The 24,127-nt window shown below is 65.4% G+C and carries 19 protein-coding genes, 1 tRNA gene and 2 pseudogenes; 13 read left to right on the top strand and 9 right to left on the bottom strand.

All coding sequences use genetic code 11. The features are described from left to right. Nucleotides 1-297 precede the first annotated feature (297 nt). Nucleotides 298-435, top strand: a complete 138-nt coding sequence (locus H9L12_RS04645) for a hypothetical protein (protein WP_187542817.1) — start codon at nt 298-300, stop codon at nt 433-435. A 111-nt stretch (nt 436-546) separates the two neighbouring features. Here H9L12_RS04645 and H9L12_RS13435 read toward each other — a convergent pair whose 3' ends face one another. Next, nucleotides 547-1,128 carry a PEPxxWA-CTERM sorting domain-containing protein gene (locus H9L12_RS13435; protein WP_246450616.1) on the bottom strand — a complete coding sequence of 194 codons (582 nt, stop codon included), beginning with the start codon at nt 1,126-1,128 and terminating at the stop codon, nt 547-549. 111 nt (nt 1,129-1,239) lie between these two features. Here H9L12_RS13435 and H9L12_RS04635 point away from each other — a divergent pair, with 111 nt between their 5' ends. The 4 genes from H9L12_RS04635 to H9L12_RS04620 all read left to right on the top strand — a co-directional run bounded on the left by H9L12_RS04635 (nt 1,240) and on the right by H9L12_RS04620 (nt 5,004). Then, complete coding sequence (locus H9L12_RS04635; RefSeq protein ID WP_187542816.1) at nt 1,240-2,739, top strand: winged helix-turn-helix domain-containing protein; 1,500 nt, start codon at nt 1,240-1,242, stop codon at nt 2,737-2,739. 216 nt (nt 2,740-2,955) lie between these two features. Continuing rightward, a complete protein-coding gene (locus tag H9L12_RS04630) occupies nt 2,956-3,264 on the top strand; it encodes a PspC domain-containing protein (protein ID WP_187542815.1) in 309 nt (102 codons plus the stop codon). 162 nt (nt 3,265-3,426) lie between these two features. After that, nucleotides 3,427-4,098 carry a DUF6975 family protein gene (locus H9L12_RS04625; RefSeq protein WP_246450615.1) on the top strand — a complete coding sequence of 224 codons (672 nt, stop codon included), beginning with the start codon at nt 3,427-3,429 and terminating at the stop codon, nt 4,096-4,098. Nucleotides 4,099-4,161: 63 nt separating this feature from the next. Then, a complete protein-coding gene (locus tag H9L12_RS04620) occupies nt 4,162-5,004 on the top strand; it encodes an AAA family ATPase (RefSeq protein ID WP_187542814.1) in 843 nt (280 codons plus the stop codon). Here H9L12_RS04620 and H9L12_RS04615 read toward each other — a convergent pair. Then, nucleotides 5,001-5,213 (bottom strand): helix-turn-helix domain-containing protein, encoded by a 213-nt coding sequence (locus tag H9L12_RS04615; RefSeq protein WP_187542813.1) that lies wholly within the window; start codon nt 5,211-5,213, stop codon nt 5,001-5,003. The genes H9L12_RS04620 and H9L12_RS04615 overlap by 4 nt on opposite strands. Next, nucleotides 5,213-5,662, bottom strand: coding sequence for a DUF2975 domain-containing protein (locus tag H9L12_RS04610; RefSeq protein WP_187542812.1), 450 nt, complete (start codon nt 5,660-5,662; stop codon nt 5,213-5,215). The genes H9L12_RS04615 and H9L12_RS04610 overlap by 1 nt, the downstream gene beginning before the upstream one ends. An 85-nt stretch (nt 5,663-5,747) precedes the next feature. Between H9L12_RS04610 and H9L12_RS04605 the strand changes: the two genes are divergently transcribed. Further along, nucleotides 5,748-6,653 (top strand): ATP-binding cassette domain-containing protein, encoded by a 906-nt coding sequence (locus tag H9L12_RS04605; protein WP_223177151.1) that lies wholly within the window; start codon nt 5,748-5,750, stop codon nt 6,651-6,653. A 60-nt stretch (nt 6,654-6,713) separates the two neighbouring features. After that, nucleotides 6,714-7,376 carry an ABC transporter permease gene (locus tag H9L12_RS04600; RefSeq protein ID WP_246450697.1) on the top strand — a complete coding sequence of 221 codons (663 nt, stop codon included), beginning with the start codon at nt 6,714-6,716 and terminating at the stop codon, nt 7,374-7,376. Nucleotides 7,377-7,382: 6 nt separating this feature from the next. Here H9L12_RS04600 and H9L12_RS04595 read toward each other — a convergent pair whose 3' ends face one another. Continuing rightward, nucleotides 7,383-8,780, bottom strand: coding sequence for a methyl-accepting chemotaxis protein (locus H9L12_RS04595; protein ID WP_187542810.1), 1,398 nt, complete (start codon nt 8,778-8,780; stop codon nt 7,383-7,385). A gap of 112 nt (nt 8,781-8,892) precedes the next feature. Here H9L12_RS04595 and H9L12_RS04590 point away from each other — a divergent pair, with 112 nt between their 5' ends. After that, nucleotides 8,893-10,074, top strand: a complete 1,182-nt coding sequence (locus H9L12_RS04590) for a vWA domain-containing protein (RefSeq protein WP_187542809.1) — start codon at nt 8,893-8,895, stop codon at nt 10,072-10,074. Here H9L12_RS04590 and H9L12_RS04585 read toward each other — a convergent pair whose 3' ends face one another. Beyond that, on the bottom strand, nt 10,075-11,271 hold the full coding sequence (locus H9L12_RS04585; protein ID WP_187542808.1) for an exo-beta-N-acetylmuramidase NamZ family protein: 1,197 nt from the start codon (nt 11,269-11,271) through the stop codon (nt 10,075-10,077). It lies immediately after the preceding gene. Between the two features lie 7 nt (nt 11,272-11,278). After that, complete coding sequence (locus tag H9L12_RS04580) at nt 11,279-11,821, bottom strand: DOMON-like domain-containing protein (RefSeq protein WP_187542807.1); 543 nt, start codon at nt 11,819-11,821, stop codon at nt 11,279-11,281. Between the two features lie 55 nt (nt 11,822-11,876). On the opposite strand from H9L12_RS04580, the gene tyrS reads away from it, so the two are divergent. Beyond that, nucleotides 11,877-13,103 (top strand): tyrosine--tRNA ligase, encoded by a 1,227-nt coding sequence (gene tyrS, locus H9L12_RS04575; RefSeq protein ID WP_187542806.1) that lies wholly within the window; start codon nt 11,877-11,879, stop codon nt 13,101-13,103. Here the strand turns inward: tyrS and recG are convergent. After that, nucleotides 13,100-15,156: pseudogene (gene recG, locus H9L12_RS04570) on the bottom strand (ATP-dependent DNA helicase RecG). The gene tyrS and the pseudogene recG sit on opposite strands and share 4 nt — an antisense overlap. Nucleotides 15,157-15,258: 102 nt before the next feature. Here recG and H9L12_RS04565 point away from each other — a divergent pair. Beyond that, complete coding sequence (locus tag H9L12_RS04565; protein ID WP_187542805.1) at nt 15,259-15,519, top strand: succinate dehydrogenase assembly factor 2; 261 nt, start codon at nt 15,259-15,261, stop codon at nt 15,517-15,519. Next, nucleotides 15,516-19,027 (top strand): annotated as a pseudogene (gene mfd / locus H9L12_RS04560) (transcription-repair coupling factor). The gene H9L12_RS04565 and the pseudogene mfd overlap by 4 nt, the downstream one beginning before the upstream one ends. On the opposite strand, the gene H9L12_RS04555 reads toward mfd, so the two are convergent. After that, nucleotides 19,024-19,788 (bottom strand): EAL domain-containing protein, encoded by a 765-nt coding sequence (locus H9L12_RS04555; RefSeq protein ID WP_187542804.1) that lies wholly within the window; start codon nt 19,786-19,788, stop codon nt 19,024-19,026. The pseudogene mfd and the gene H9L12_RS04555 overlap by 4 nt on opposite strands. A gap of 203 nt (nt 19,789-19,991) precedes the next feature. Here H9L12_RS04555 and H9L12_RS04550 point away from each other — a divergent pair, with 203 nt between their 5' ends. After that, the gene (locus tag H9L12_RS04550; RefSeq protein WP_246450613.1) at nt 19,992-20,804 is read left to right on the top strand and encodes an NAD kinase; all 813 of its coding nucleotides are present in this window, start codon (nt 19,992-19,994) and stop codon (nt 20,802-20,804) included. A 57-nt stretch (nt 20,805-20,861) separates the two neighbouring features. Continuing rightward, nucleotides 20,862-20,936, top strand: a tRNA-Asn gene (locus tag H9L12_RS04545). Between the two features lie 49 nt (nt 20,937-20,985). On the opposite strand, the gene putA is transcribed toward H9L12_RS04545, so the two are convergent. Then, a complete protein-coding gene (gene putA, locus H9L12_RS04540; protein ID WP_187542802.1) occupies nt 20,986-24,096 on the bottom strand; it encodes a bifunctional proline dehydrogenase/L-glutamate gamma-semialdehyde dehydrogenase PutA in 3,111 nt (1,036 codons plus the stop codon). Nucleotides 24,097-24,127: the final 31 nt, after the last annotated feature.

Below are 24,127 nucleotides of genomic sequence, written 5' to 3'. Positions count from 1 at the left end.
AGCCGCCGAGCACAAGGGCGTGTTTGCGTAGCAAACGGGAGCTTGTGTCGTAGAGCCGGCGAGATTCGGACGGCCTGCGCGCTTAGGCGCGACAGGACCGACGGCGCGGATCTACTCCGCGGCGGCATTTGATACTCATTCAGCGTGTGAATCCCGAAGAAGCACCCAGCTACGACCGGGTATATGTTCGAGCTGCATGCAAGCACCAACTCCGACGGCTTTTAAAAGTCTTTTCCAGTGCTGAGGTAATTAGAGGCTTCACAAGACAGTCGGCGAACGCGTTGCAACGCGCGCTGAATGACGCAACTGTTCGCCAATCTCGCCACAACGTTATCGCTGCGATTATCAGAAGGCATTTATGGATTGCCGTTTTTTTTCAAAGGAAAGCCGCTCGCGGTCAGTCCAGGCGCTTTGGCTACTTTGAAAACACCGTGAGCATTACAAAGAATCATCCCGTCACGGAGTAAATCCGTGGCGTCGAAGCGGTCGCGGTGGAGCGCGCCGCCCGGCCGGGGCTCGCGCTCTCTTCGCGCTTCCTCGCGATTGCTAGGCAATCGCTCGTATGCGCTTGGGCGCTCGTCGTAACGCCCAGCCAATCCCGCCGAAGCCGAGCAACATCATGCCCCAGGTCGACGGTTCCGGGACCGCCGGCGCGTTGATGTCGCCCAGGAAGTTGATCGACACGATCGATGGCCTTGACCGGGCGTCGGTGGTCCCCGTCCCGCTGAACGTCCCCGACGCGCCCTCGAACCGCCCGGTGCCGCCGGCGATCGTGAACAGCCATGACGTATCGCTGATCCCCGGCGTGCTGGTCGGGGTCGCCCCGCCGGTGAAGGTGCCGCTGAAATCGTCGCCGCCGAAATCGATCAGGAAGCTGCCGAACGACGACACCCCGCCCGCCGACAGGCAGGTGCTGGTGCTGTAGGTGAAGCCGCCAAAGGACGACGTTCCCACCGTACTCGACGGATCGATGATCGACCGGAACGACAGCGGCGCGCAGGTCGCGTCCACGCCGACAAAAGTGCTGAGTCCGGTCACGCTGCCCGAAAAGGACAAGACATCGGCATGGGCAGGCACGGCCGCCCCCAAAAGCATGGCGGCGGTGGCCGTCGCGGCGAACTTACGCATGTGCTCCTCCAACTATCGAACCGGTCCCGTCGTCCGGCCCAGGGGGGCTTGGCCTTAACCTAGATTTAGCCCATGATGATTTGCCGATGATCTGCCGATGAGCGGAGAGTCATGAACGAGTTGCGCACGTTTCCAATCAGCGTTGCGACGCTGACAGTCGATCCCGTCCGCCGCCATATCGCCGGGCCGCGGGGAGACGTCGCGGTCGAGCCGCTGGTGATGCAGCTGTTCCTCCAACTCATCGACAGCCAGGGCGAGGTGCTGCAACGGCGCGAACTGTTCAAACATCTCTGGGGCAATGCGCAGGTCGGCGACGACAGCCTCAACCGCCTGGTCGTCCGCCTTCGCAAGGCCATCGACCGGACGGGCGACGGGTCGGTCGAGATCGAAACCGTGCCGCGTGTCGGATATCGGCTTCTCACAGGGGTGACCGGGTCGAAGTCATCGCCTGCGGTCTCCCGGCGATCCCTGGTAGTGGCCGGCGCTTCGTCGCTGGCGGTCCTGGCCGGTGCCGGACTCTGGCAATCGCGCCGCAACGCGCAGGCCGACGTTGCCCGTTCGATCGACCAGGGGGATGTCCTGCTTCGCGATGCCGTGCCGATGCAGGCCGGTCAGGCCGTCCCGCCCCTCCGCTCGGCGCTCGAGCGTGATCCCGGCAACGCCCGGGCCCTCGGCCTGCTCGCCCTCGCCGAGGAAACCCGCGCCAACAATGGCGGAAGCGCCAATCCGGCGGAGACCCTGCGCGCCGCGGAAAAGGCCGCCAAGCAGGCACTCGGCATCGATCCGGCCGAGCCGCACGCCCGGTTGGCGATGCTCGACATCAAGGCGGCCGGACTCGAATGGTCGGAGATCGAGGACGAGCTTCGCAACTTGCTCCGGGCGGCGCCGGCCAATGTGCACCTTTTGGGCGCCCTCACTTCATTTCTTCAGGCGGCCGGGCGAACCCGAACGGCATGGGGAATCAATGAGGCAGCCGCCCATCAGGCACCCAGTTCGCCAACGCCGCTGTGGCGGCGGGCGCTCCGGCTTTGGACCTTGGGCCGCGAAGACCGGGCGCTGGTCCTCAGCGAACGCCTGCTGCAATTGTGGCCGGCGCACGCGCTGGTCTGGAACGCGCGCTTCATGATCCTGGCCTTCTCGGGCCGGACGACCGCTGCTGCCGCGATGCTTGGCAACGGCGTTACTCCGGCGGGCAATGCGCACCCGGCCAAGCCGGAACAATGGCTTCCGACGCTGGAGGCGTTCGCAGCGCCCACCCGTCAGAACATCGCCCGGGCGCGGGACGCCAACCTCAAGGCTGCCCAGGGAAATCCGGGGCAGGCAACCTATGCCGCCATGATCCTGAGCAAGCTGGGCGAGGTCGACGCCGCCTATCTCGTGATGGACGCGCTGCTTCTTGACAGGGGTGCGCTCGTCGCCAACCGGCCGGTCGTCGCGCGCAGTTTCCTGGCCAATGCGCCCAGCTGGTGCCGCACGCAGTGGCTGTTCATGCCCCCGCTTGCGACCATCCGCCGCGATCCGCGCTTCGGGCCTTTGTGCCGGGATATCGGTCTGGCACGTTACTGGCGCGACCGCGGCATCAGCCTTGTGGACGGCAACCCGACGGCCTGAGGCGCTTTGAAGCGTCGTCCCGCTCCGGCTCCGTGTGCTCCGCTCATCGGCGCGAATTCCCAGATCGGGTGGCAAAATTTCCTAACCGGTCCGCTGCCCGCCAGCCCGATTTTTCCGAATTTCGCTCGAAACGGCGGTTTCCGGGACTTGGCACGCGCCTTGCTTCTTTCAAGGCAAAGGGCGGTTCGCTCCGTCCCTGCATTTTGAGGAGCCAAGATGATGACGACCAACGCCGACCGGACCCCGATCTACTCGCGCGCCGAACCGATCTTCGGCATCTGCGAAGCGCTGGGCGACGACCTCGGCGTCAACCCGGACTGGTTCCGCGTTGCGCTGGCACCGCTGCTGTTCCTCAACCCGATCGGGACGATCGTCGGCTATTTCGCGACCGGCGTGTTCCTGCTCGCGCTGCGCCTGTTCATGCCCGATGTCCGCGCGCCGCGCGTTGCGGCGATCGAAGCGGAGCCGGCGACACCCGAAGCCGCCACCGCCGAGCCATCGGAAAAACTTCCGCTCGCCGCCTGACGTTTGCCCCGGAGGGCTCGAAAATGTCCCGTTTCGAGCCGTTTCTTAACCTCGCTGACCAAAACCTTTCCGCCGCCGTAACCGGCTCTTTACGCCCTTGGGTTACGACCGCCGCCTAGGATGCAACGGATAGCATCGAAATGAGTGACGGGAGTGGTGGGAATGGCAGTCAATCGGGCAACCGACCGGCAGGCGCTGAGTGTGGCCGAAGCCCATCTTGCCCGAGTCGCGCATGAGGGCCTGGCGGGTCATCCGCACCTCGCCGCGTTGACGACCGTCACCCACGTGCACACCGCCCGCGACCTCAGCGACGCGGTGCACCTTCTCTGCCAGCTATACGGTCGCCATCCCGGCCTGATCGAGATCGCGCTTGGCAATTGCCCCGCCGGCCCGGTTCGCGATTGGCTGCTCGCCGCGTCGGACTCGTTCGAGCGGGAACGGCTGTTCCTCGTCCGCCTGACCGCCGCGGTCGGCCCGGTGCCCTCGACCCCCGGCGCGTCGGATACCGAAACCACTCTGCTCGCCCAGCGTCATGCGCTGGAAACGCTTGCCCGGTCGGAGCGCAGCGGCTGTGCGCTGGGCGCGGCGACCGCGCTGATTGGTGACTGGCGCGCCATCCGTGGCGTCCTTGACTGCGCCGCGGGACGAAGCAACATGGAGGTTCCGGTATCCACCATGCCTGACGAAGAGTCGCTGACGTCGGCCATCAACCATGGCGCATCGGGCATGGCGGCCGAACGCGCCCTAGGCTTCGGCGGCGAACAACTGCTGCTTCAGAATCGCGGCCTGTTCGACCTGCTCGAAGCCCGCGCCAGCGCTCGCGGCGACTCTTAAGCTCAACGCCCGCGGCCACGCCTGACGCTTGCGCCGCTGCCCGCCCGACCATAGGGCGGTGAAATGCGTTTCGAAGGCACTACCGATTATGTCGCGACCGACGACCTCAAGGTCGCGGTCAATGCCGCCGTCCAGCTTCGCCGGCCGTTGCTCGTCAAGGGCGAGCCCGGCACCGGCAAGACCGTCTTGGCGCATGAGATCGCGGCGGCGCTCGGCGGGCCGCTGATCGAATGGCATATCAAGTCGACCACCCGCGCGGTTCAGGGCCTATATGAATATGACGCGGTCGCCCGCCTGCGCGACGGCCAGCTCGGCGATCCGCGCGTCCACGACATCGCCAACTACATTCGCAAGGGCAAGCTGTGGGAGGCGTTCACCTCGCCCCAACTGCCAGTGCTGCTGATCGACGAGATCGACAAGGCCGACATCGAGTTTCCGAACGACCTTCTCCAGGAACTCGATCGGATGGAATTCCACGTTTACGAGACCGGCGAGACGGTGAAGGCGGTCGAACGCCCGGTCGTCGTCATCACCTCCAACAACGAGAAGGAACTGCCCGACGCCTTCCTGCGCCGCTGCTTCTTCCACTACATCCGCTTCCCGGACCGCGAGACGATGTTGAAGATCGTCGAGGTCCACTTCCCCGGCATCCAGAAGATGCTGGTCAGCCGCGCGCTCGACCTGTTTTACGAGGTCCGCGACGTGCCCGGCATCAAGAAGAAGCCGTCGACCAGCGAGTTGCTCGACTGGCTGAAGCTGCTGCTGCACGAGGACATGCCGCTGGAAACGCTGCAGGAGCGCGATCCCACCAAGGCGATCCCGCCGCTGCACGGCGCTCTCCTCAAGAACGAGCAGGACGTGATGCTGTTCGAACGCCTGGCGTTCATGGCCCGCCGCAAGGGCTAGGCAGCACCAGGCTCGAAGCCGAGCAAGTCGCCCGGCTGGCAGGCCAGCACCTCGCACATCCGCTCCAGCGTCGAAAAGCGGATCCCTTTGACCTTGCCTGATCGGAACAGCGACAGCTGGGTCTCGCTCAGGTCGATCGTCTCCGCAAGTTGCTTGCCGGTCATCCCGCGATCGGCAAGCAGCTGGTCGAGCGTAACGGTGATCGGCATCAGACGATCTGGTCCAGCTCGGCCCGGTCGGCCTCTGCATCCCGGACCAGGCGCGCGACGATGACCAGCGTGACACCAACCGCGCCGAGCGTGATCGCGCCGATGTCATAGTGTGCCAGGGTTCGCCCTCCATTCAGATGCCCGAGCCACGGCACGACAAAGACCTGGGTGAGCCCGCCGAGGAACAATGCCCAGCCAATTCGTCGAAGCATCGGAGAAACGAGCACGCGCAAGGCGTCGCCGTGGCCGATCCGCACAATCGCGGTCCGCGCAGTCCAAAGCGCAAACAGGTAGAATGGCAGTGGCGCCATCGGGAGAAGGAGCAGGCGTCCGGGCGCCCGCCCGCCGATCGCCGACGCCAGCACGATGGCGGTGAAGGACACCAAGAGCACGATCACCAACGTCACGCCGGCAAGCGCTAGACGCGGGGTCAAATGACGTTTGACCATGACACCCTCCTCAACTCAAGATTTAAGCTTGACTTAAATTTCACGTTTTTGCAAGTTTAAGTACCAGTTAAATTCGGAGGTGCAGATGAGTGCGCTGGAGACACGCGGCCTGATCAAGGCGTTTGGAGGAAAGGTGGCTGTCGACCGATTATCGATGACGGTCCCGCCTTACGCGATTTATGGGTTCCTCGGCGCGAACGGTGCGGGCAAGACGACCAGCCTTCGGCTCATACTCGGGCTGCTGCGCCCCGATGCGGGCGGCCTTTCCCTGTTCGGCGAAGACGTCGCCCGGCGGCGGTCGCGGCCCCGGGTCGGCGCACTGATCGAAAGCCCCTCGCTTTACCCGCACCTCACGGGCCGCGAGAATCTCGACCTCACGCGCCGGGTACTGGGATTGCCCGCGAACGAGATCGACCGGGTGCTGGGGATCGCCGGACTTGGCCATGCCGGCCGGCAACGGGTCGGCGGCTATTCCCTGGGAATGAAGCAGCGATTGGCCCTGGCCCGCGCGTTGCTCGGCCGACCGCGACTGTTGATCCTTGATGAGCCGACCAACGGCCTCGATCCCGACGGAATTGCCGACATGCGCACTTTGCTCCGCCGGTTGCCGGAGATGGAGGAGACGACCCTGATCGTCTCAAGCCATCTGCTCGGAGAGGTGCAGGAAATCGCCACGCACGTCGGTCTGATGCACCGCGGCCGACTGCTGGTCGAAGATCGCCTTGAGAATGTCCTCGGCGGCGACGGCGCGGTGGCGGTCGACACCGCGGACCGGAACGCCGCGGCTCGCCTGCTTGAGAGCGCTGGGTTCGTTGTCGCCGAAGAAGAGCAGCGCTTGCTGGTTCGTGGCGGCTCGCCCTCTCTCAGGGTCCAACCGGAGCGGGTTGCCCAACTGCTCGTCGAGCAGGGCCAGCAGCTGATCCACCTCGCCAGCCACCGGCCCAGCCTGGAGCATGTCTACCACCGCGAAATCGCGCGCGCCGCGGCCTGAGGAGTAAGCACCATAACCTATCTCGTTACCGAATTCCTGAAGCTGCGCCGTTCGCTGGTGATGCTTCTCGCCATCGCCGCACCCATTTTCGTCGCGGTGATCACCGTCCTCATCGCGCTGCGCAACAAGTCTGCCGTGCCCTATCTCAACTTCGGCATGACCGGCGCCGCCTTCTGGGCCTTCGCCATGTTGCCGATGACCGTGACGGCCTTGTCCGTGCTGATGAGCCAGATGGAACATGGCCCCGAAGCTGGGATCATTGGCTTGCCCTTCCCGGGCCCGGCCCGAATGTTCTTGGCCAAGCTTATCGTGCTGGCGATCGTCGTCGCTGCCATGTCGGCGTGGCTCTGGACATTGCTCTTTGCCGGCTGGCAGGTCGTGGCGGCGATGAAGCCGGTGGTCGGCACGTTCGACAAGGCGGGCCTCGCCATGACTTTGGGCAAGATGTGGGCGGCGAGCGGGCTGATGATCGTCCTCCAGCTATGGCTGGCGCTTCGCACCCGGAGCTTCGTCCCGCCATTGGTCCTGGGCATCACCGGCACCTTCGTCGCCGTTGCCGCCGCCAGTGCCCGCGAAGGAGCCTACTTTCCCTGGCTGATGCCGCTGCACATCCTGTCGACCGATCCGGCGATGGGCGTAATGGCGCTTCAAATCGGCATCATCGGCGGCGCCGGCGCTTTGCTGGCCATGATCGTCGACCTCAACCGCCGCGAAGCGGTCTGACCGGCATCACTCGTCGCGGTAGGCAAGCTCGAAATTGCCCCAGCGCTTGCCCTTGAAATACACCGGCACGAACACGTTTTTCACCGGAAAGGTGCGCTCGCCCATTTCCATGCGGTACGTCGCGAGCATCGCGGGATTGTCACTGTTGCAGGCATTGCGCGTCGTTTCGTCCATGAAGATCCGGCGGTTGCGGCAATGCTCGTCGTTCCATACCGGGTCGGGACCCGGCGTATTGCAGCGCTCCGACACGTGGGTCGGCAGATAGCCGTCCAGGTTGGTCACCGCGCAACTGATGATTTTGGGATCGGCGACCTTGTAGCGGTCGAGCAGCGGCCGGACGTTGGCGTCGGCGAAGTCGGCAAAGCCATTGTCGTACTGCGGTGGGTTCGACCCGATGATCTGCACATAATCGCGATCGTGCACGGCATCGAAGGCGATGCGGCCCGAATCGATGCCGGCTTCGACGGTCTCGACGATCTGCCGCATCGCTTCCTGTGCCAGGATGATCATCGGCGTGTCGTCGATCTCGGCGCCCGAGTTGGCGAGCGTGTCGAGCATCGTGTTCGACAGCATCTCGAGGTGGCTGAGTCGTTTCTGCGCCTTGATGAGCGCACCGCCATTGTCGCGCGCGTCCCCGGCAAAGGCCGACAGGCCGGCCTTCACGCGGTCGACGCTGGTCTGGATCATGTTGGTCGAATGGGCGATGCCCTCCGTCTGGCGATCGACCATCGACACGATCTCGGTCACTTCGCGAACTGTCTCGCTGATCTCGCCGAAACCGGCCTGGGCCGCGCGGCTGCGCTCGACGCCTGTCTTGATCTCGCTGGTGACGGCCCCCGCCTCGCGGGTCAGGTCGCCGATGGTGGTCGCGATCTGGCTGGTGGCGGCGCGGGTGTCGTGCGCCAGCTTCTTCACTTCCGCGGCTACGACCGCAAAGCTGCGGCCCGCGTCGCCGGCGCGTGCCGCCTCGATGGTGGCGTTAAGCGCCAGCATGTTGGTCTTGCGCGCGATAGTCTCGATCGTCGAGCTGACCGACTGGACCTGATTCATCGCGGTGGCGAAGCCGGCCATGCGCTCGCCCAACTGGACGACCAGTTCGGTCAGTCCCTTGAATCCGGCGATAGTGCCTTCGATCGCCTCGCGGCCGGCGTCTAGCTTGGCCTTGGCCTGTTCCGACAGCAGCCGAGCCTCGTCGGTCGAATCGCTGACCCGTGCCTGGTCCGCGAGAAGTCGGCTGGTCACTTCCTCAAGGCCATCGAGCATGTTGAGATGTTCGCCGATGCGCTCGGCAACATCCTGCACGTAGCCAGCGACATCGCTGCATTCGATCGACAGGGAGCCGCAGTCTCGCGCGACGGCGCGGATGGCGTTCTCGGTAATTTCTTCAATGCCAAGCGTGGCCATCGCGGACGTTCCCCAGTCTGTGCTTGCCCGCCGGAGTATCGGCCAACCCCTAAAAGCTGGTTAACCACGCGAGCCGTGGCGCGCGACCGGCGCCACGGCTATGGCAGTCGCCATGTTCATCTCTTTCGTCGAAGCGCTTCGGCGCGGCGGGCTGTCGGCCTCGCTCAAGGAGCATCTGCTGCTTCTCGAAGCGCTCGACGCCGATGTCATCGCCCAGGACCCCGAGCAATTTTACTACCTCGCCCGCGCCACCTTCGTTCATGACGAACGCCAGCTCGACCGCTTTGACCGGGTCTTCGCCGAAGTGTTCAAGGGCGTCCTTCCCGGCGAGGGCGAAGAGCTTCGCGCGGACGTCCCGGAAGAATGGCTGCGCCTCGTCGCCGAGAAATATCTGACGCCCGAAGAGATGGAAGCGATCAAGTCGCTAGGCTCATGGGACGAGATCATGGACGCGCTTCGCCAGCGGCTAGAAGAGCAGCAGGGACGGCACCAGGGCGGCAACAAGTGGATCGGCACCGGCGGGACCTCCCCGTTCGGTCATGGCGGCTTCAATCCCGAGGGCGTCCGGATCGGCGGCCCGGGTCGTCACGGGCGAGCGATCAAGGTGTGGGAAAAGCGCGAGTTCCGCGACCTCGACGGCGACCGCGAGCTTGGCACCCGCAACATCAAGGTCGCGCTCCGCCGCCTGCGCCGCTTCGCCCGCGAAGGCGCCGCCGACGAACTCGATCTCGACGGCACCATCGAAGGGACGGCGCGACGCGGCTGGCTCGACGTCCGGATGCGCCCCGAACGGCACAATGCGGTCAAGCTGCTGCTCTTCCTCGACATTGGCGGGTCGATGGATGGCCATGTCCTGCAGGCTGAAGAGCTGTTCTCGGCGGCGCGGACCGAGTTCAAGCATCTTGAGCATTATTACTTTCACAACTGCATTTATGAGGGCGTGTGGAAGGACAACCGCCGCCGTCACGTCGAGAAAATCCCGACCCACGACATCATCCACAAGTTCGGCAGCGACCATAAGCTGGTGATCGTCGGCGACGCGGCGATGAGCCCCTACGAGATCACACACGCCGGCGGGTCGATCGAACATTTCAACGAGGAAGCCGGCGCGGTCTGGCTCAGGCGGCTGACCGACACCTACCGCTCAGCAGCGTGGATCAACCCGACGCCCGAGCCCTATTGGGGCCACAGCGCCTCGACCTCGATCCTCAAGACGTTGATGGACGGCCGGATGTACCCGATGACATTGGAAGGCCTCGACGAGGCGATGCGCGCGCTCAGCCGGAAAGGCTGATCAGTAGAGCAGGAACGGCTTCCGCTCTTCCATCCACGCCTCTTCGTCCGGCGTGGCGATGGCGTCGAGATCGCCGGGTTCCGCGCCCGCATCATCGACCCACTCGCGAAGGCTCGGGCCGCCGTTGATGACGTCGATCGGCAGCTTCCCGAACGCATATTCGTACGGAAAATCGCGCCACAAGTCGTACTCGGGGAATAGCGAGCGGATCGCCTTCAAGCCGAGTGCCTGGACCCGCCACGGCTTGAACGCCTGGTGGTCGTAAGCATCGCCTTCGGCATGGATATGCACGCCGCTGCAGAGCTTGCCGACATGCTTGTGGAAGGTCGGCTCGAACCAGATGTCGCGAAGCGTGCAGCCGGCGAGCCAGCGCGGCGCGATGCGCTGCATTTCGGCGATGACCGCCCGCGCCTCGATATCCGGGGCGCCGAAAAGCTCGAGTGGACGGGTGGTTCCCCTGCCCTCGCTCAGCGTCGCGCCTTCCAGCATGACCGTGCCTGCATAGCAGCGCGCCATGTTGACGTTGGGCGCGTTGGGCGACGGATTGACCCAGATCCGGTCGGTCGGCCAGCCGAAGCCTGCACCGTCGGGATCATATCCCTCCATCGCGATGACCCTGTAATCGACGTCGAGTTTGAAATGGTCGACGAACCATTGCCCAAGCTCGCCCAGCGTCAGGCCGTGGCGCATCGGGATCGGCCCGGCGCCGACGAAGCTTTCCCAGCCTGCAACCAGCGTCGTGCCTTCGACCGGGCGTCCCGCGGGATTGGGCCGGTCGAGCACCCAGACCGCCTTGCCATGTTCGGCCGCGGCCTCGAGCATGTAGAGCAGCGTGGTGATGAAGGTGTAGATTCGGCAGCCCACGTCCTGAAGGTCAATCAGCACCGTGTCGAACGTCGACATCGACTGGCCGGTCGGGCGGCGGACCTCGCCGTAGAGGCTGAAAACCGGGATTTCGTGGACCGGATCGATGAAGTCCGGGCTTTCGATCATATTGTCCTGCTTGTCGCCGCGCAGCCCGTGCTGCGGACCGAAAGCTGCGGTCAGCTTGACATCGCCGGTCGCCGCCAGCGCGTCGAGGCTATGGGTCAGGTCGCGCGTGACGGAGGCCGGATGGGCGACGAGCGCGACGCGCTTGCCGGCGAGCGGGGCACGCAGCGCCGGGTCGGCGAGCAGGCGTTCGATACCAAGCTTCATGGCGGTGCTATCCGGGGAGGCGGGCCAGGAAGCAAGAGGGGTCATGGAAATCCGGCGCGTCGTTGCCATGATCGAGCGCCCAATAGGATTTCGAGCCGTCGCGCTCTTCAAGCACCGCCGTCAGCCCGAGCTGGAACGTCAGGTCAGCCGGCACCGCGATCGTGGCGCCCACCGCCCACCAGGTCAGGTTGTCCTCAAGACGGATATAGGGCGGCGCCGCCACTTCGGCGGGCTGCATGCCCGCGCGAGGCCCTTCGAAGCTGTACGACGCCCAATCGCCCGACGGTGCGAAATTCCATTCGGTATACCCTCCAAGCCCGTCGGGCCGAAGGAAAGCCTCGAAACAGGTCGCTTTCCACAGCTCGTCGCGCCGGGACGGATCCTCCGCCGTCGGAATAGTGAAGCGGCTGGCGGGCGCGCCAACGCAGAAGGTCATGTCGACGGTGGCGTCGCGCCCGAATGCCGCCGAGTGGCTGACGTTGACCCAGATTTTGAGAGCCGCGGTCTCGGCCGGCGTCGAAGGATGGGCGATAAGCGGATAGCTGTGCACCACCCCACTCTATCGTCTTTCGCGCGGATGACGAAGTAGCTAAGCGAAGGCCGCAATGGCTTACGCATCCTCCCTCCTCCGCCTGCTCGACGAGCGCGGCTACATTCATCAGGTGACCGACGCCGAAGGCCTCGACGCGCTGGCATCGAAGGATGTCGTCACCGGCTATATCGGCTTCGACGCCACTGCGCCCAGCCTTCACGTTGGCAGCCTGGTGCAGATCATGATGCTTCGCCGCATGCAGCAGGCCGGGCACCGGCCGATCGTCCTGATGGGCGGCGGGACGACCAAGGTCGGCGATCCGACCGGCAAGGACGAAAGCCGCAAGATGCTGAGCGATGCGGACATCGAGGCGAACATCGCCTCGATCCGCCGTGTGTTCGAACGCTTCCTGAGTTTCGGTGACGGGCCAACCGACGCCATCCTCGTCAACAATGACGACTGGCTGTCGGGGCTAGGTTACCTCGAGGTACTGCGCACAGTCGGCCCACACTTCACGATCAACCGGATGCTGACGTTCGATTCGGTCAAGCTGCGGCTGGAACGCGAGCAGCCGATGACCTTCCTGGAGTTCAATTACATGATCCTCCAGGGCTACGACTTCCGCGAACTCTCGCGAACCCGGGGTTGTCGCTTGCAAATGGGCGGCTCCGACCAATGGGGCAACATCGTCAACGGCGTCGAACTGACCCGGCGCATGGACGGCATCGAAGTGTTCGGCCTGACCACCCCACTCATCACCACCGCCGACGGCGGCAAGATGGGCAAGACGATGCGCGGCGCGATCTGGCTCAACGCCGACCAGCTCAGCCCCTATGACTATTGGCAATTCTGGCGAAACACGGCCGACGCGGACGTGGTCCGGTTCCTGAGATTGTTCACGGACTTGCCGATTCAAGACATTGAGAAACTGGCCGAATTACAAGGACAGGCGATCAACGATGCCAAGGTCGCGCTGGCGAACGCGGCAACCGCCATGCTGCACGGCGAGGAGGCCGCCGCGACCGCGGCGGAGACCGCGCGCCGTACGTTCGAGGAGGGCGCATCGGATGACAACCTGCCCTCGCTAAAGATCGTCGAAGGCCGGATCGGTATCGTCCATGCGCTGACTGCGCTCGGCTTCGCCGCGTCGAACGGCGAGGCGCGGCGCAAGATCGGCGAGGGCGCGGTCAAGCTGAACGGCGTCACCATCGGCGACCCGCAATTCGAGGTCACGCTGGTCGACGGCGAGCCCGTCAAGATCAGCCTCGGCAAGAAGCGCCACGGGCTGTTGCGGGCTTAGCCCGAGCGAAGCAGGCCTACGGCGGCGTCGCGTTCGAACAGGTACAGGGCCAGTCGTGCGGCCTGCCCTCGTTCGCTGGCGAGCCCGCCGTCGCGTTCCAGCAGCAGCCGCGCGTCGCCTTGAGCCTTGGGTGCAAGTTCCGTCACGTCCTCGAAGCTCGCGACACGGAACGCCTGCTCGCCTGACTGCCGCGTGCCGAGAATTTCCCCCGGACCGCGCAGGCGCAGATCTTCTTCGGCGATGCGGAAGCCATCGTTGGTCTCGCGCATCAGGGCCAAGCGCGCCCTCCCCGTCTCGCTGAGTTGCTGGCCGCGCAGAAGGATACAGCGGCTCGCGCCCGACCCGCGGCCGACGCGACCGCGAAGCTGGTGAAGCTGCGCCAGGCCGAACCGCTCCGCGCCCTCGATGATGATAAGGGTGGCGTTGGGGACGTCGACCCCGACTTCGATCACCGTCGTCGCCACCAGTACGCCGAGCGATCCGGACGCGAATGACGCCATGACGGCATCCTTGTCCGGCCCTTTCATGCGCCCGTGTACCAGGCCCACTCGTTCCGCTCCGAATCGCGCCCGGAGCGTTGCCGCCCGCTCCTCCGCCGCAGCGGCGTCGGACTTCTCGCTTTCCTCGACCAGCGGACAAACCCAATAGGCCTGCCCGCCGGCGGACAGGTGCCGCGCCAAGCCGTCCACGACCTCCCCAAGGCGCTCGTCGCTGATCACCCGCGTCTCGATCGGCGTCCGCCCGGGTGGCATCTCGTCGATCCTGCTGACGTCCATTTCCCCGTAGTGGGTCAGCGTCAGCGTGCGCGGGATCGGCGTCGCGGTCATCGCCAGCAAGTGCGGCGGCCGCTCGGCCTTTTCGCTGAGCAACAACCGCTGCGACACGCCAAAACGGTGCTGCTCGTCGATCACGATCAGGCCTAGCTGCTGGTAGGCGACGTGCTGCTGGAAAATGGCGTGGGTTCCGATCAGGATGTCGATGGTCCCGGCGGCCAGGCCCATCAGCACCGATTCCCGCACCCGCCCCTTCTCACGGCCGGTCAGTATGGCGACGTGGACGCCGATCGCCTCGCACTGGCGCTGGAGCGTGGCGTAGTGCTGCCGCGCGAGAATCTCGGTCGGGGCGAGCAACGCGGCCTGCGCACCTGCTTCAACCGCTTCAAGCATCGCCAGCAGCGCGACCAAGGTCTTGCCCGATCCGACATCCCCCTGCAGCAGGCGAAGCATGGGTCGGGCTTGCGCCATGTCCCCCCGTATCTCGTCGACGACCCGCGCCTGCGCCCCGGTCAGCCGGTAGGGTAGTTGAAGCTTGTCGGTCAGCCGGCCATCGCCCTGCAGGGGCGTCCCGCGCTTGCGCCGCGCCACTTGGCGAAGCAACAGCAACGCGAGCTGGTTCGCGAAAATCTCGTCATACGCCAGTCGCTTGCGGGCGTTGGCTGCGGCGGGATCGGAATGAGCTTCAGCCAAGGCTGTACGCCATGCCGGCCAGCCTTCGCGGGCACGGAGCGACGGTTCGATCCACTCGTCCAGCTCGGGCGCCCGGTCCAGGCCGGTCAGCGCCAATTCGCGCATCCGCTTGTTGGAAATGCCCTCGGTCAAGCCGTAGACCGGCTCACGCAACGGCACGTCGGCCTCGCTGCCGGGGGAAGCACTTCGGGATGGACGATTTGCAACTCGTCTCCCCAGGCGTCGAGCTTGCCCACCACCAGCTTCGGCTCGCCGAGCGGCAGCTGTTTCTTTGCCCAGCCGGGATTGTTGAAGAAGGTCAGCGTGACCGTATTGCCGTCGGCGTCAGACGCGTAAATTCGAAGCGGCGCCCTTCCCGCCCCGGCGCGCAAATCGAAGGGGATCAACTCGACCACCACCGTCCGCCCGACCAGAGAATGGCTAACGCTTCGAGTCCGAACCCGGTCGATCGTCCCGGTGGGAAGGTGATAGGCAAGATCGATCGCGCGCGTCAGCCCGAGGCGGGCCAGCGCCTTGGCATTGGCCGGCCCGACGCCGTTCAGCGCTTCGACCTCGGCGAACAGCGGGTTGAGCACGTCGGGCCGCATCGCAGCCACCCTAGCGTGGCTGCGCCAGACTGCCTACATGGGCGTTATTACCCGCGGCGAAACTCGCCGGCGGGATTTTTGCGTCGGAAAGCCTGCTTCATCATGGACGATTTGTTGCGCGCCCTGAAATATCGCGCCTGGCACCGCGGCACGCGGGAGGCCGACATGATGATCGGCGGATTCTTCGACGCGCACCATGCCACGTGGGACGCACATGACCGCGCCTTGTTCGCGGCGCTGCTGACCGAGACCGATGTCGACATCATGGCCTGGGCGATTGGAACCGCACCAGTACCCGAACGCTATCAGGGGTCCATGATGAACGCCCTGCAACGCCTCGATTTCATCGAGATTCCCCGATGAGCGACTTGCTTCCCAAGATCCTCAAGGCCAAGTCGCCACTGACCCTTGCCGGGGTCCCGGCGGGCTATTTACCGTGGCTGGCGACGGATCTTGCGCGGGCGGCGCACGGTACGGGTGCGGGCGGCCGCGCCGTCGTGATCGTTGCCGACGAGGCGGCGATGCGCGCGCTGGCCGACACTGCGCCGCTGTTCGCTCCGGAAGTGCAGGTTCTGTCGCTCCCCGCATGGGACTGCCTGCCCTACGACCGCGCCAGCCCGGCTCTTCGCGTCATGGCCGAGCGCTTGTCGACGCTGCAGGCGCTGCAGGCGCTGCAGGCGACCCGCAAGGGGCCGCAACTGCTCATCACCACCGCCAGCGCCGCGACGCAGCGAATGCTTACCCCTTTCCGGATTCGCCAGCTCACCCGGCGCTTGGCCGAGGGCGAGCGGATCGAGCGTGACAAGCTGGTCGAGATGCTGGTCGCCAACGGCTACCAGCGCACCGACGCGGTCCATGACGCAGGCGAATTCGCGGTGCGCGGGTCGATCGTCGACCTTTATCCGGCAGGCGAGCCGAGCGCGATCCGACTCGATTTCTTTGGCGACGAAATCGAAACGATGCGCCGCTTCGACCCCGCCGACCAGCGCACCACCGGCCCTGCGGAGGCATTTACGCTTATGCCGGCCAGCGAGGCCCTGCTGGACGAGGAAACGGTGAAGCGCTTCCGGGCACGTTACCGTGAGCAATTCGGCGGCAATGCCACCGGAGACCCGCTCTACCAGGCGGTCAGCGAGGGCCGCCGACTGAGCGGCATGGAGCATTGGCTACCGCTGTTCGAGGAAAAGCTGGCAAGCCTCTTCGATCACCTCGGCGACAATGACATGATCGTGCGGGACACCGGCAGCGACAACGCGCTGGAACAGCGGCGCGAGGCGATTGAGGACTATTTCGCCAATCGCGAACGGGCGATGGTGGCGGAGCCGGGGAGCTATCGCCCGCTGGCGCCGAGCGCCCTTTATCTGGCGAAGAAAGAATGGGACGACGCGGTACGCGGGCACCCGATCCATCTAGCGACTTCCTTCCGCGAACCCGAAAGCGACCGGGTGATCGACTTCGCCGTCGATGGGCCGCGCGACTTCGGCGCCGAGCGGGCGCAGAACGCCAATGTGTACGAAGCCGTCGCAGCTTATGTTAGCAAGCTACGGAAAGACGGCAAGAAAGTAATTCTCGCCAGCTATAGCGCCGGCGCTCGCGAGCGTCTGGCCGGGCTGCTCGAAGACCATGGCCTGAAGCAACTGGCGCAGGTCCGCACCTGGCAGGAAGCGCTCGGCAGCAAGGCGGCCGCCGCGCTGCTGGTCCTGCCCTCGACCACGGCTTCACCGCCGCTGACGTCGCGGTGCTGACCGAGCAGGACATGCTCGGCGACCGGCTGGTCCGCCGCAAGAAGCGCCGCAAGAGCGCCGACGCCTTCCTCGCCGAACTGGCGGCGTTATCGCCGGGCGATCTCGTCGTCCACGCCGACCACGGCATCGGCCGCTACGAGGGGCTGACGTCGATCCAGGTCGGCAAGGCGCCCCACGATTGCGTCGCGCTGTCCTATGCCGGCGGCGACAAGCTCTACGTGCCGGTCGAGAATATCGACGTCCTTACCCGCTACGGTTCCGAAAGCGAAAAGGCCTCGCTCGACCGGCTCGGTGGCGAAGCGTGGCAGCGGCGCAAAGCGAGGATGAAGGAGCGGATCCGCGAGATCGCGGGTGAACTGATCAAGACCGCCGCCCTCCGCGCCACCCGCCCGGGCCGCACGATCGAGACCGACTCTGCCTTTCCGCAGTTCGTCGACCGCTTCCCTTACGAAGAGACCGAGGACCAGGATCGCGCCATCAGCGACGTCCTCGACGATCTGCAGAGCGGTCGCCCGATGGACCGGCTGGTGTGCGGCGACGTCGGTTTCGGCAAGACGGAGGTGGCGCTGCGTGCTGCATTCGTCGCGGCAATGGCTGGCCAGCAGGTCGCGCTGATCTGCCCGACCACCCTCCTCGCCCGCCAGCATTATGCGAATTTCAAGGCGCGCTTCTCCGGCTTTCCGATCGAAGTGGGCCGCTTGTCGCGCCTGGTCCCGTCGGCAGAAGCAAAAGCCACCAAGGAAGGGCTGGAAAAGGGCACGGTGGACATCGTCGTCGGCACCCATGCCATCCTTGGAAAAGGATTGAAGTTCAAGAAGCTGGGTCTCGTCATTGTCGACGAGGAGCAGCATTTCGGAGTCGCCCACAAGGAGCGGTTGAAGGCCCTCCGCGAGGACGTCCATGTCCTTACTCTCACCGCTACCCCGATCCCGCGCACGTTGCAGATGGCAATGTCGGGTCTTCGCGAACTGTCGGTCATCCAGACCCCGCCGGTCGACCGGCTGGCGGTTCGCACCTACGTCGCGCCGTGGGATCCGGTGGTGATGCGGGAAGCGCTGCTCCGCGAACATTATCGCGGCGGACAGAGTTTCCTCGTCGCACCGCGGATCGCCGACCTGCCCGACCTCGAGAAGTGGCTGGCCGAGGAGGTGCCGGAGGTAAAGGCGGTCACCGCGCATGGCCAGATGAGCCCGACCGAGGTCGAGCAGCGCATGAGCGCCTTTTACGACCGGCAATATGACGTGCTGCTGTCGACCACCATTGTCGAGAGCGGGCTCGACATCCCCAGTGCCAACACGCTGATCGTCTATCGCGCCGATCGATTCGGTCTTGCCCAGCTTTACCAGCTCCGTGGCCGCGTCGGCCGGTCGAAGACCCGCGCCTACGCCTACCTCACGACCGAAACCAATCGCGTCGTCACCGAGGATGCCGACAAGCGGCTGCAGGTACTCGCCAACCTCGACAGCCTCGGCGCGGGCTTCCAGCTCGCCAGCCACGACCTCGACATCCGCGGTGCCGGCAATCTGCTCGGCGACGAGCAGTCCGGCCATATCAAGGAAGTGGGGTTCGAGCTTTACCAGTCGATGCTGGAGGACGCGATCCTCGACCTCAAGTCGGGCCATTCGGAACGGCGCGAGGAATTCACGCCGCAGATCAGCGTCGAAGCACCGATCCTCATCCCCGAAACCTATGTCCCCGACCTCGATCTTCGCATGGGCCTCTACCGCCGGTTGGGTGAATTCGACAGCCGCCAGGAAGTCGAAGAGTTCGCCGCCGAGCTGATCGATCGCTTCGGCGACCTGCCGCAGGAAACGCAAAACCTCCTGCAAATTGTTGAAACCAAGATCAATTGCCGCAAGGCGTGCATCGCCAAGCTTGACGTCGGCGCCAAGGGCGCGCTCATCACCTTCGCAGACGGTGGCTTCCCCGACCTTGCCGGGCTGCTCGCCTATGTGGACCGGTTGAAGGGCGCGGCCAAGCTGCGGCCCGACAGCAAGCTGGTCGTCAGCCGCGAATGGCCGACCGGTGAGGCACGGCTCAATGGCGCGGTCCAGTTGTCGCGCGGGCTGATGCGCGTGGTCGCCGCCGGTGAGCAGGCGACCCAGCGTGAGCCGGAGCCCGCCTAGGCTGCGATCCTCGGCGAATTGGCCGCGGTGACGAACCGGTCGAGTTCGACCTCGTTGAGCGCTCCGGCGCCAAGGAAGCCCTGATAACTGTCGGCGCCCCATGCGGCGAGCAGTTGAAGCTGCGCCGCCGTTTCGACGCCCTCGACCGTCACTCGAAGGCCGAGATCGCGGGCCATCCGGATCATCGCCTTGACGACGATCTGGTCGCGCGCGCCGCCGACAATGTCCGCCACCAGGGCACGGTCGATCTTGAGCCAATCCAGCGGCAACGACGTGAGATAGGCCAGGTTGGCATAGCCGGTGCCGAAATCGTCGACGGCGATGCGGATGCCGACCTCACGCAGACGCTCAAGGCGCTCCGCGACCGCAGGGCGGTCGACCAGTAGCGCGCTCTCGACGATCTCGAGCGTCAGGCGCGACGGATCGAGGCCTTCGGCATCAAGGACATCCAGAAGCCATTGGTCATATTCAGCACGGTTGAGGTCGGCCGGGAGCGCGTTGATCGACAGGCGCAGCTTGCCCAGCGGTCCCTGCCAGCGCGCGGCCATCGCGATCGCCTTGCGCTGCACCGTCCGCGACAGCCGTTCGCCCAAGCGGGCACGCTCTGCGCGATCGAACAGCTCGTCGGCCGTCGCACACTCGTCCCACCGCGCCAGCGCTTCCGCACCAGTCACGCGCCCGCCGACCGGGTCGATCTGCGGCTGGAACTGGATATCGATGGCATCGAGGCGGATCGCCTCGTCCAGCTGACAATCGAACATGGGAGCCGGCGGCGGTTCCGCTGCGTGGTCCGATGCCCGGAGCGATGGGTGGGTGGGTGCGGTGGACATGGCGGTCGAGTTACCCTTCGCCTGTTGCGTCCCCAAGTCTGGCGCTGGCCATGTCACGATACGGGACAGGTAGCGTGACCGGAATATTCGGCTATGCTTCCCGTCAGTTTCAGCCCCTTTCCCGGAGCGTGTTCGTGCAGCAGGGCCTGGCCAACGTGACGGACCCGCGGGATCTTGCCGCGCGCGGCTTTGCGCTGACCGCGTCCCCCACGGAAGCCGCTCAAGCGGCGGAGAAAATGCTTCGCCGCCGCTTTAGCTGGGCGAACGAAGGGGACGCGACAGCGCTGGTTGCGCTGGGCGGCGACGGCTTCATGCTCCAGACCCTTCACGCGATGCTGGCGGACGGTTCGCCGCGGCCGGTGTTCGGCATGAACCGCGGGACGGTCGGCTTCCTGATGAACGAATGGCGGCTCGACCGGCTCGGTGAGCGGCTCGATGGAGCCAAGCGCATCAAGGTCGCTCCCCTCGCGATGACCGCGACGACCATCGATGGCGAGGTGCTCACCAATCCCGCGATCAACGAAGTCTCGCTGCTGCGCGAAACCCGCCAGACCGCAAAGATCGAGATTTGCGTAAATGGCCGGGTCGTATTGCCGGAGTTGGTCGCCGACGGCGTGCTGGTGGCGACGCCGGCGGGATCGACGGCCTACAACCTCAGCGCCAACGGCCCAATCCTGCCGCTGGCGGCACGGATGCTGGCGCTGACGCCAATCAGTCCCTTCCGGCCCCGCCGCTGGTCGGGCGCGATCCTGCCCGATGACGTCAACATCCAGTTCCGAGTGCTGGAGGCACCCAATCGACCCGTATCGGCCGTCGCCGACCAGTTCGAGGTCCGCGACGTCGCCACGGTCGGAGTTCGGCTTGACCGGAGTGTCGAGCTCACCCTGCTGTTCGATCCCGAACATGCGCTCGACGAACGGATCGCGATGGAGCAATTCGCGACATAAGAGGGTTGCGAATCTGGTTTCGCTGCGTCATAGGCGCGCTCGTCCGATGAGGACCGCTCCCCGATAGCTCAGCGGTAGAGTAGGTGACTGTTAATCACTTGGTCGTTGGTTCGAATCCAACTCGGGGAGCCATTTTCTGACGGAACGCAAACGGCGGGGTTTCCCCCGCCGTTTTTTTGTTTCAGCCCTCCATCGCCGCCATCAGGCTGGCATTGCCGCCCGCCGCCGTCGTGTCGATGCAGGTCACCCGCTCGGTGGCAAAGCGCGCGACATAGTGCGGGCCGCCCGCCTTCGGCCCGGTGCCGCTGAGCCCCTCGCCGCCGAACGGCTGGCTTTCGACCACCGCGCCGATCTGGTTGCGGTTGACGTAAAGGTTGCCGACACGCGCGTTGGCCTCGACATAGTCCCGGGTGGTGTCGATGCGGCTCTGAAGGCCGAGAGTCAGCCCGTATCCGGTGGCATTGATATCCGCGATCAGCCTGTCGAGTTGCCCCGACTTCCACCGGACGACGTGAAGGATCGGTCCGAAATGCTCGCGGTCGAGGTCGGCCAGGCCCTTGATCTCGTACATCGACGGCTTGACGAAGTAGCCGTGCTCCGTCCCCGCGGGCAGATCGATCTCGGTCAGCAGGCGACCAACCGTCTTCAATTCCCCAAGATGATCGTCGAGCGCCTTCTTCGCCCCCTCGTCGATCACCGGGCCGACGTCGGTGCGGACGTCGGCCGGATCGCCGATGGTCAGTGCCCGCATCGCGCCGGAGATCATCTCCAGCATCGAATCGGCGACATCATCCTGGACGCACAGCACGCGTAGCGCCGAGCAACGCTGTCCGGCGCTCTGGAACGCAGAGGAAATCACGTCCCGGGTGACCTGCTCCGGCAACGCGGAGGAATCGACGATCATCGCGTTCTGGCCACCGGTTTCGGCGATGAACGGAATGATCGGTCCTTCGCGGTTGGCGAGCGTGAGGTTGATCGAGCGCGCGGTCGCGTTGGAGCCGGTGAATACCACGCCGGCAAGCTGCGGATGGGCGGTCAGCGCGCCGCCGACGACCTGGCCCGATCCCGGCGCCAGCTGGACGATCGCCTTGGGAATGCCGGCCTTGTGCATCAGGTCGATGGCGAGTGCGCCGATTAGCGGTGTCTGGCCGGCGGGTTTGGCGATGACGGCGTTCCCTGCAGCCAGTGGCGCCGACGCCAGGCCGGTGAAGATCGCCAGCGGGAAGTTCCACGGCGAGATGGCGGCGAACACGCCGCGGCCGTGGAGGCGGAGCTCGTTATGCTCTCCGGTCGGACCGGGCAGCCTAAGCGGCGTGGTGAACTGGCGCCGCGCCTCGTTGGCGTAGAACCTCAGGAAATCGACTGCTTCGCGCACTTCCAGGACGGCATCGACCAGCGTCTTCCCGGCTTCCCGAGTGCACAGCGAGAAAAATTCCTCGGCATGCTCTTCATAAAGGTCGGCAGCGCGGTCGAGCAGCTTGGCGCGCGCTTCGCCGCCGAGCGCATCCCACGCCGGCTGCGCGCGGTCGGCAGCCTCGACCATCCGGTCTACCTCGGCAGCACTCGGTTCGAATACGGTGCCAATTTTGATCCGTCGATCCACCGGCGACGTCACGGGTCGTGCCTCGCCGTTCCCCAATGTCGGCTTGGCCGTCCAGTCGCGGCTTTCCATCGCCTTCAGCCGTTCCAGCAACGGTTCGCGGACCAGCGGGTCCGACAAGTCGCAGCCGGCGCTGTTGCGGCGGCTCTTGCCGAAGATCTCGTTGGGCAGCGGGATCGACGGGTTGCGCTTCGGTTCAAGCGCGGCCAGGTCCGCGACCGGATCGCGGACGAGCTGGTCGACCGGAACGTCGTCGTCGGCGACGCGATTGACGAAGCTGCTGTTGGCGCCGTTCTCCAGCAGACGGCGGACGAGGTAAGCGAGCAATTCCTTGTGGCTGCCGACCGGCGCGTAGATGCGCACCGGCGTCACCGGATCGCCAATCCCCTGCTCCAGTTTCGCCAGTTCCTCGTAAAGCCCCTCGCCCATCCCGTGGAGCCGCTGGAACTCGAAGGGGGTCTTGCCGGCGATCGCCTTCACAGCGCCGATGGTGTTGGCGTTGTGCGTCGCAAAGGCCGCGTAGATACAGTCCGGCGCAGCGAGCAGCCGCTTGGCGCAAGCAAGGTAGCTGACATCCGTCGCGACCTTGCGCGTGAAGACCGGATAGTCGGTCAGGCCGGCGACCTGCGCCATCTTGATCTCGCTGTCCCAATAGGCGCCCTTGACCAAGCGAACCATCAGCATCCGCTTGTACTTGCGGCCCAGCGCCACCACCCAGTCGCACAGCGGGACGGCGCGCTTCGAATAGGCCTGGAGCGCCATGCCGAACCCGCCCCAACCATTGGCAAACAGGGCGTCGTCGGCGGCAATCGCCTCGATCAGATCGAGCGACAGTTCGAGCCGGTCGGCTTCCTCGGCATCGATGGTGAAGTGGACGTCGGCGGCCGACGCCTTGGCGGCGAGGTCGCGCAGCACCGGCAGGATCGCCGCCTTGGCTTCCTCCGCATGGCTCCACTCGTAGCGCGGATGGAGCGCCGACAGCTTGACCGAGATGCCCGGCGCCGCCTTGAACCCGCCCTTCGCGCTGGCGGCGATGGTGTCCAACGCGTCGCCATAGGCCTTGGCATAGCGCGCGGCGTCGGCGTGCGTCTTGGCTGCTTCGCCTAGCATGTCGAAGCTGTGGCTCCACCCCTTTGCCTGCTCGGGCTTGGCCCGCTTCAATGCCTCTTCGATGGTGCGGCCGAACACGAATTGACGGCCGAGGATCTTCATCGCCTGCGCGACTGCGGTGCGGATCACCGGCTCGCCAAGGCGGCCGACCGCCCGTCCGAGCGCCGCGCGCCAGCTTTCGGTCGTGTCGTTGGCCTCTTCCAGCACCTTGCCGGTCAACAGCAGCGAGAAGGTCGCGGCGTTGACGAAGGTCGATCGGCTTCCACCAAGCTTCTCCGCCCATTGCGGCCCGGTCAGCTTGTCTGCGATCAGGTCGTCGGCGGTCGCCGCATCGGGAACGCGCAGCAGCGCTTCGGCCAGGCACATCAGCGCGATTCCCTCGTCGCTGCCCAGGTCATAGGCCTGCAGGAAAGCGTCGAGACCGGCCGCCTTGTGGCCGCGCACGGCATTGACCAGCGTCCGCGCCATCTTACCGGCTTCGCCCTGCTGCTGCCCGTCGAGACGCGCCTCCTGAAGCCGATCAAGGACAAGGAGGTTCTCGTCGGGCCGGTAGGCACGACGAAGCGCGGAACGGTCGATCATCTTTTTCTAACCCTTATCGGCGACAAGTTGA

The sequence above is a fragment of the Sphingomonas rhizophila genome (genome assembly GCF_014396585.1).
Classification (GTDB): Bacteria; Pseudomonadota; Alphaproteobacteria; order Sphingomonadales; family Sphingomonadaceae; genus Sphingomicrobium; species Sphingomicrobium rhizophilum.
The sequence above is the reverse complement of the archived record's forward strand: the minus strand, read 5'-3'. Positions and strand labels throughout refer to the sequence as shown.

Bases quoted from the DNA above. Each gene is read 5' to 3' on its own strand.
- H9L12_RS04645 (WP_187542817.1), top strand. From the start codon at position 298: ATGACGCAACTGTTCGCCAATCTCGCCACAACGTTATCGCTGCGATTA.
- H9L12_RS04605 (WP_223177151.1), top strand. From the start codon at position 5,748: ATGAGTGCGCTGGAGACACGCGGCCTGATCAAGGCGTTTGGAGGAAAG.
- H9L12_RS13435 (WP_246450616.1), bottom strand. From the start codon at position 1,128: ATGCGTAAGTTCGCCGCGACGGCCACCGCCGCCATGCTTTTGGGGGCG.
- tyrS (WP_187542806.1), top strand. From the start codon at position 11,877: ATGGCTTACGCATCCTCCCTCCTCCGCCTGCTCGACGAGCGCGGCTAC.
- H9L12_RS04600 (WP_246450697.1), top strand. From the start codon at position 6,714: ATGCTTCTCGCCATCGCCGCACCCATTTTCGTCGCGGTGATCACCGTC.
- H9L12_RS04620 (WP_187542814.1), top strand. From the start codon at position 4,162: ATGCGTTTCGAAGGCACTACCGATTATGTCGCGACCGACGACCTCAAG.
- H9L12_RS04635 (WP_187542816.1), top strand. From the start codon at position 1,240: ATGAACGAGTTGCGCACGTTTCCAATCAGCGTTGCGACGCTGACAGTC.
- H9L12_RS04590 (WP_187542809.1), top strand. From the start codon at position 8,893: ATGTTCATCTCTTTCGTCGAAGCGCTTCGGCGCGGCGGGCTGTCGGCC.
- H9L12_RS04555 (WP_187542804.1), bottom strand. From the start codon at position 19,788: ATGTTCGATTGTCAGCTGGACGAGGCGATCCGCCTCGATGCCATCGAT.
- putA (WP_187542802.1), bottom strand. From the start codon at position 24,096: ATGATCGACCGTTCCGCGCTTCGTCGTGCCTACCGGCCCGACGAGAAC.
- H9L12_RS04595 (WP_187542810.1), bottom strand. From the start codon at position 8,780: ATGGCCACGCTTGGCATTGAAGAAATTACCGAGAACGCCATCCGCGCC.
- H9L12_RS04615 (WP_187542813.1), bottom strand. From the start codon at position 5,213: ATGCCGATCACCGTTACGCTCGACCAGCTGCTTGCCGATCGCGGGATG.
- H9L12_RS04565 (WP_187542805.1), top strand. From the start codon at position 15,259: ATGGACGATTTGTTGCGCGCCCTGAAATATCGCGCCTGGCACCGCGGC.
- H9L12_RS04630 (WP_187542815.1), top strand. From the start codon at position 2,956: ATGATGACGACCAACGCCGACCGGACCCCGATCTACTCGCGCGCCGAA.
- H9L12_RS04625 (WP_246450615.1), top strand. From the start codon at position 3,427: ATGGCAGTCAATCGGGCAACCGACCGGCAGGCGCTGAGTGTGGCCGAA.
- H9L12_RS04610 (WP_187542812.1), bottom strand. From the start codon at position 5,662: ATGGTCAAACGTCATTTGACCCCGCGTCTAGCGCTTGCCGGCGTGACG.
- H9L12_RS04585 (WP_187542808.1), bottom strand. From the start codon at position 11,271: ATGAAGCTTGGTATCGAACGCCTGCTCGCCGACCCGGCGCTGCGTGCC.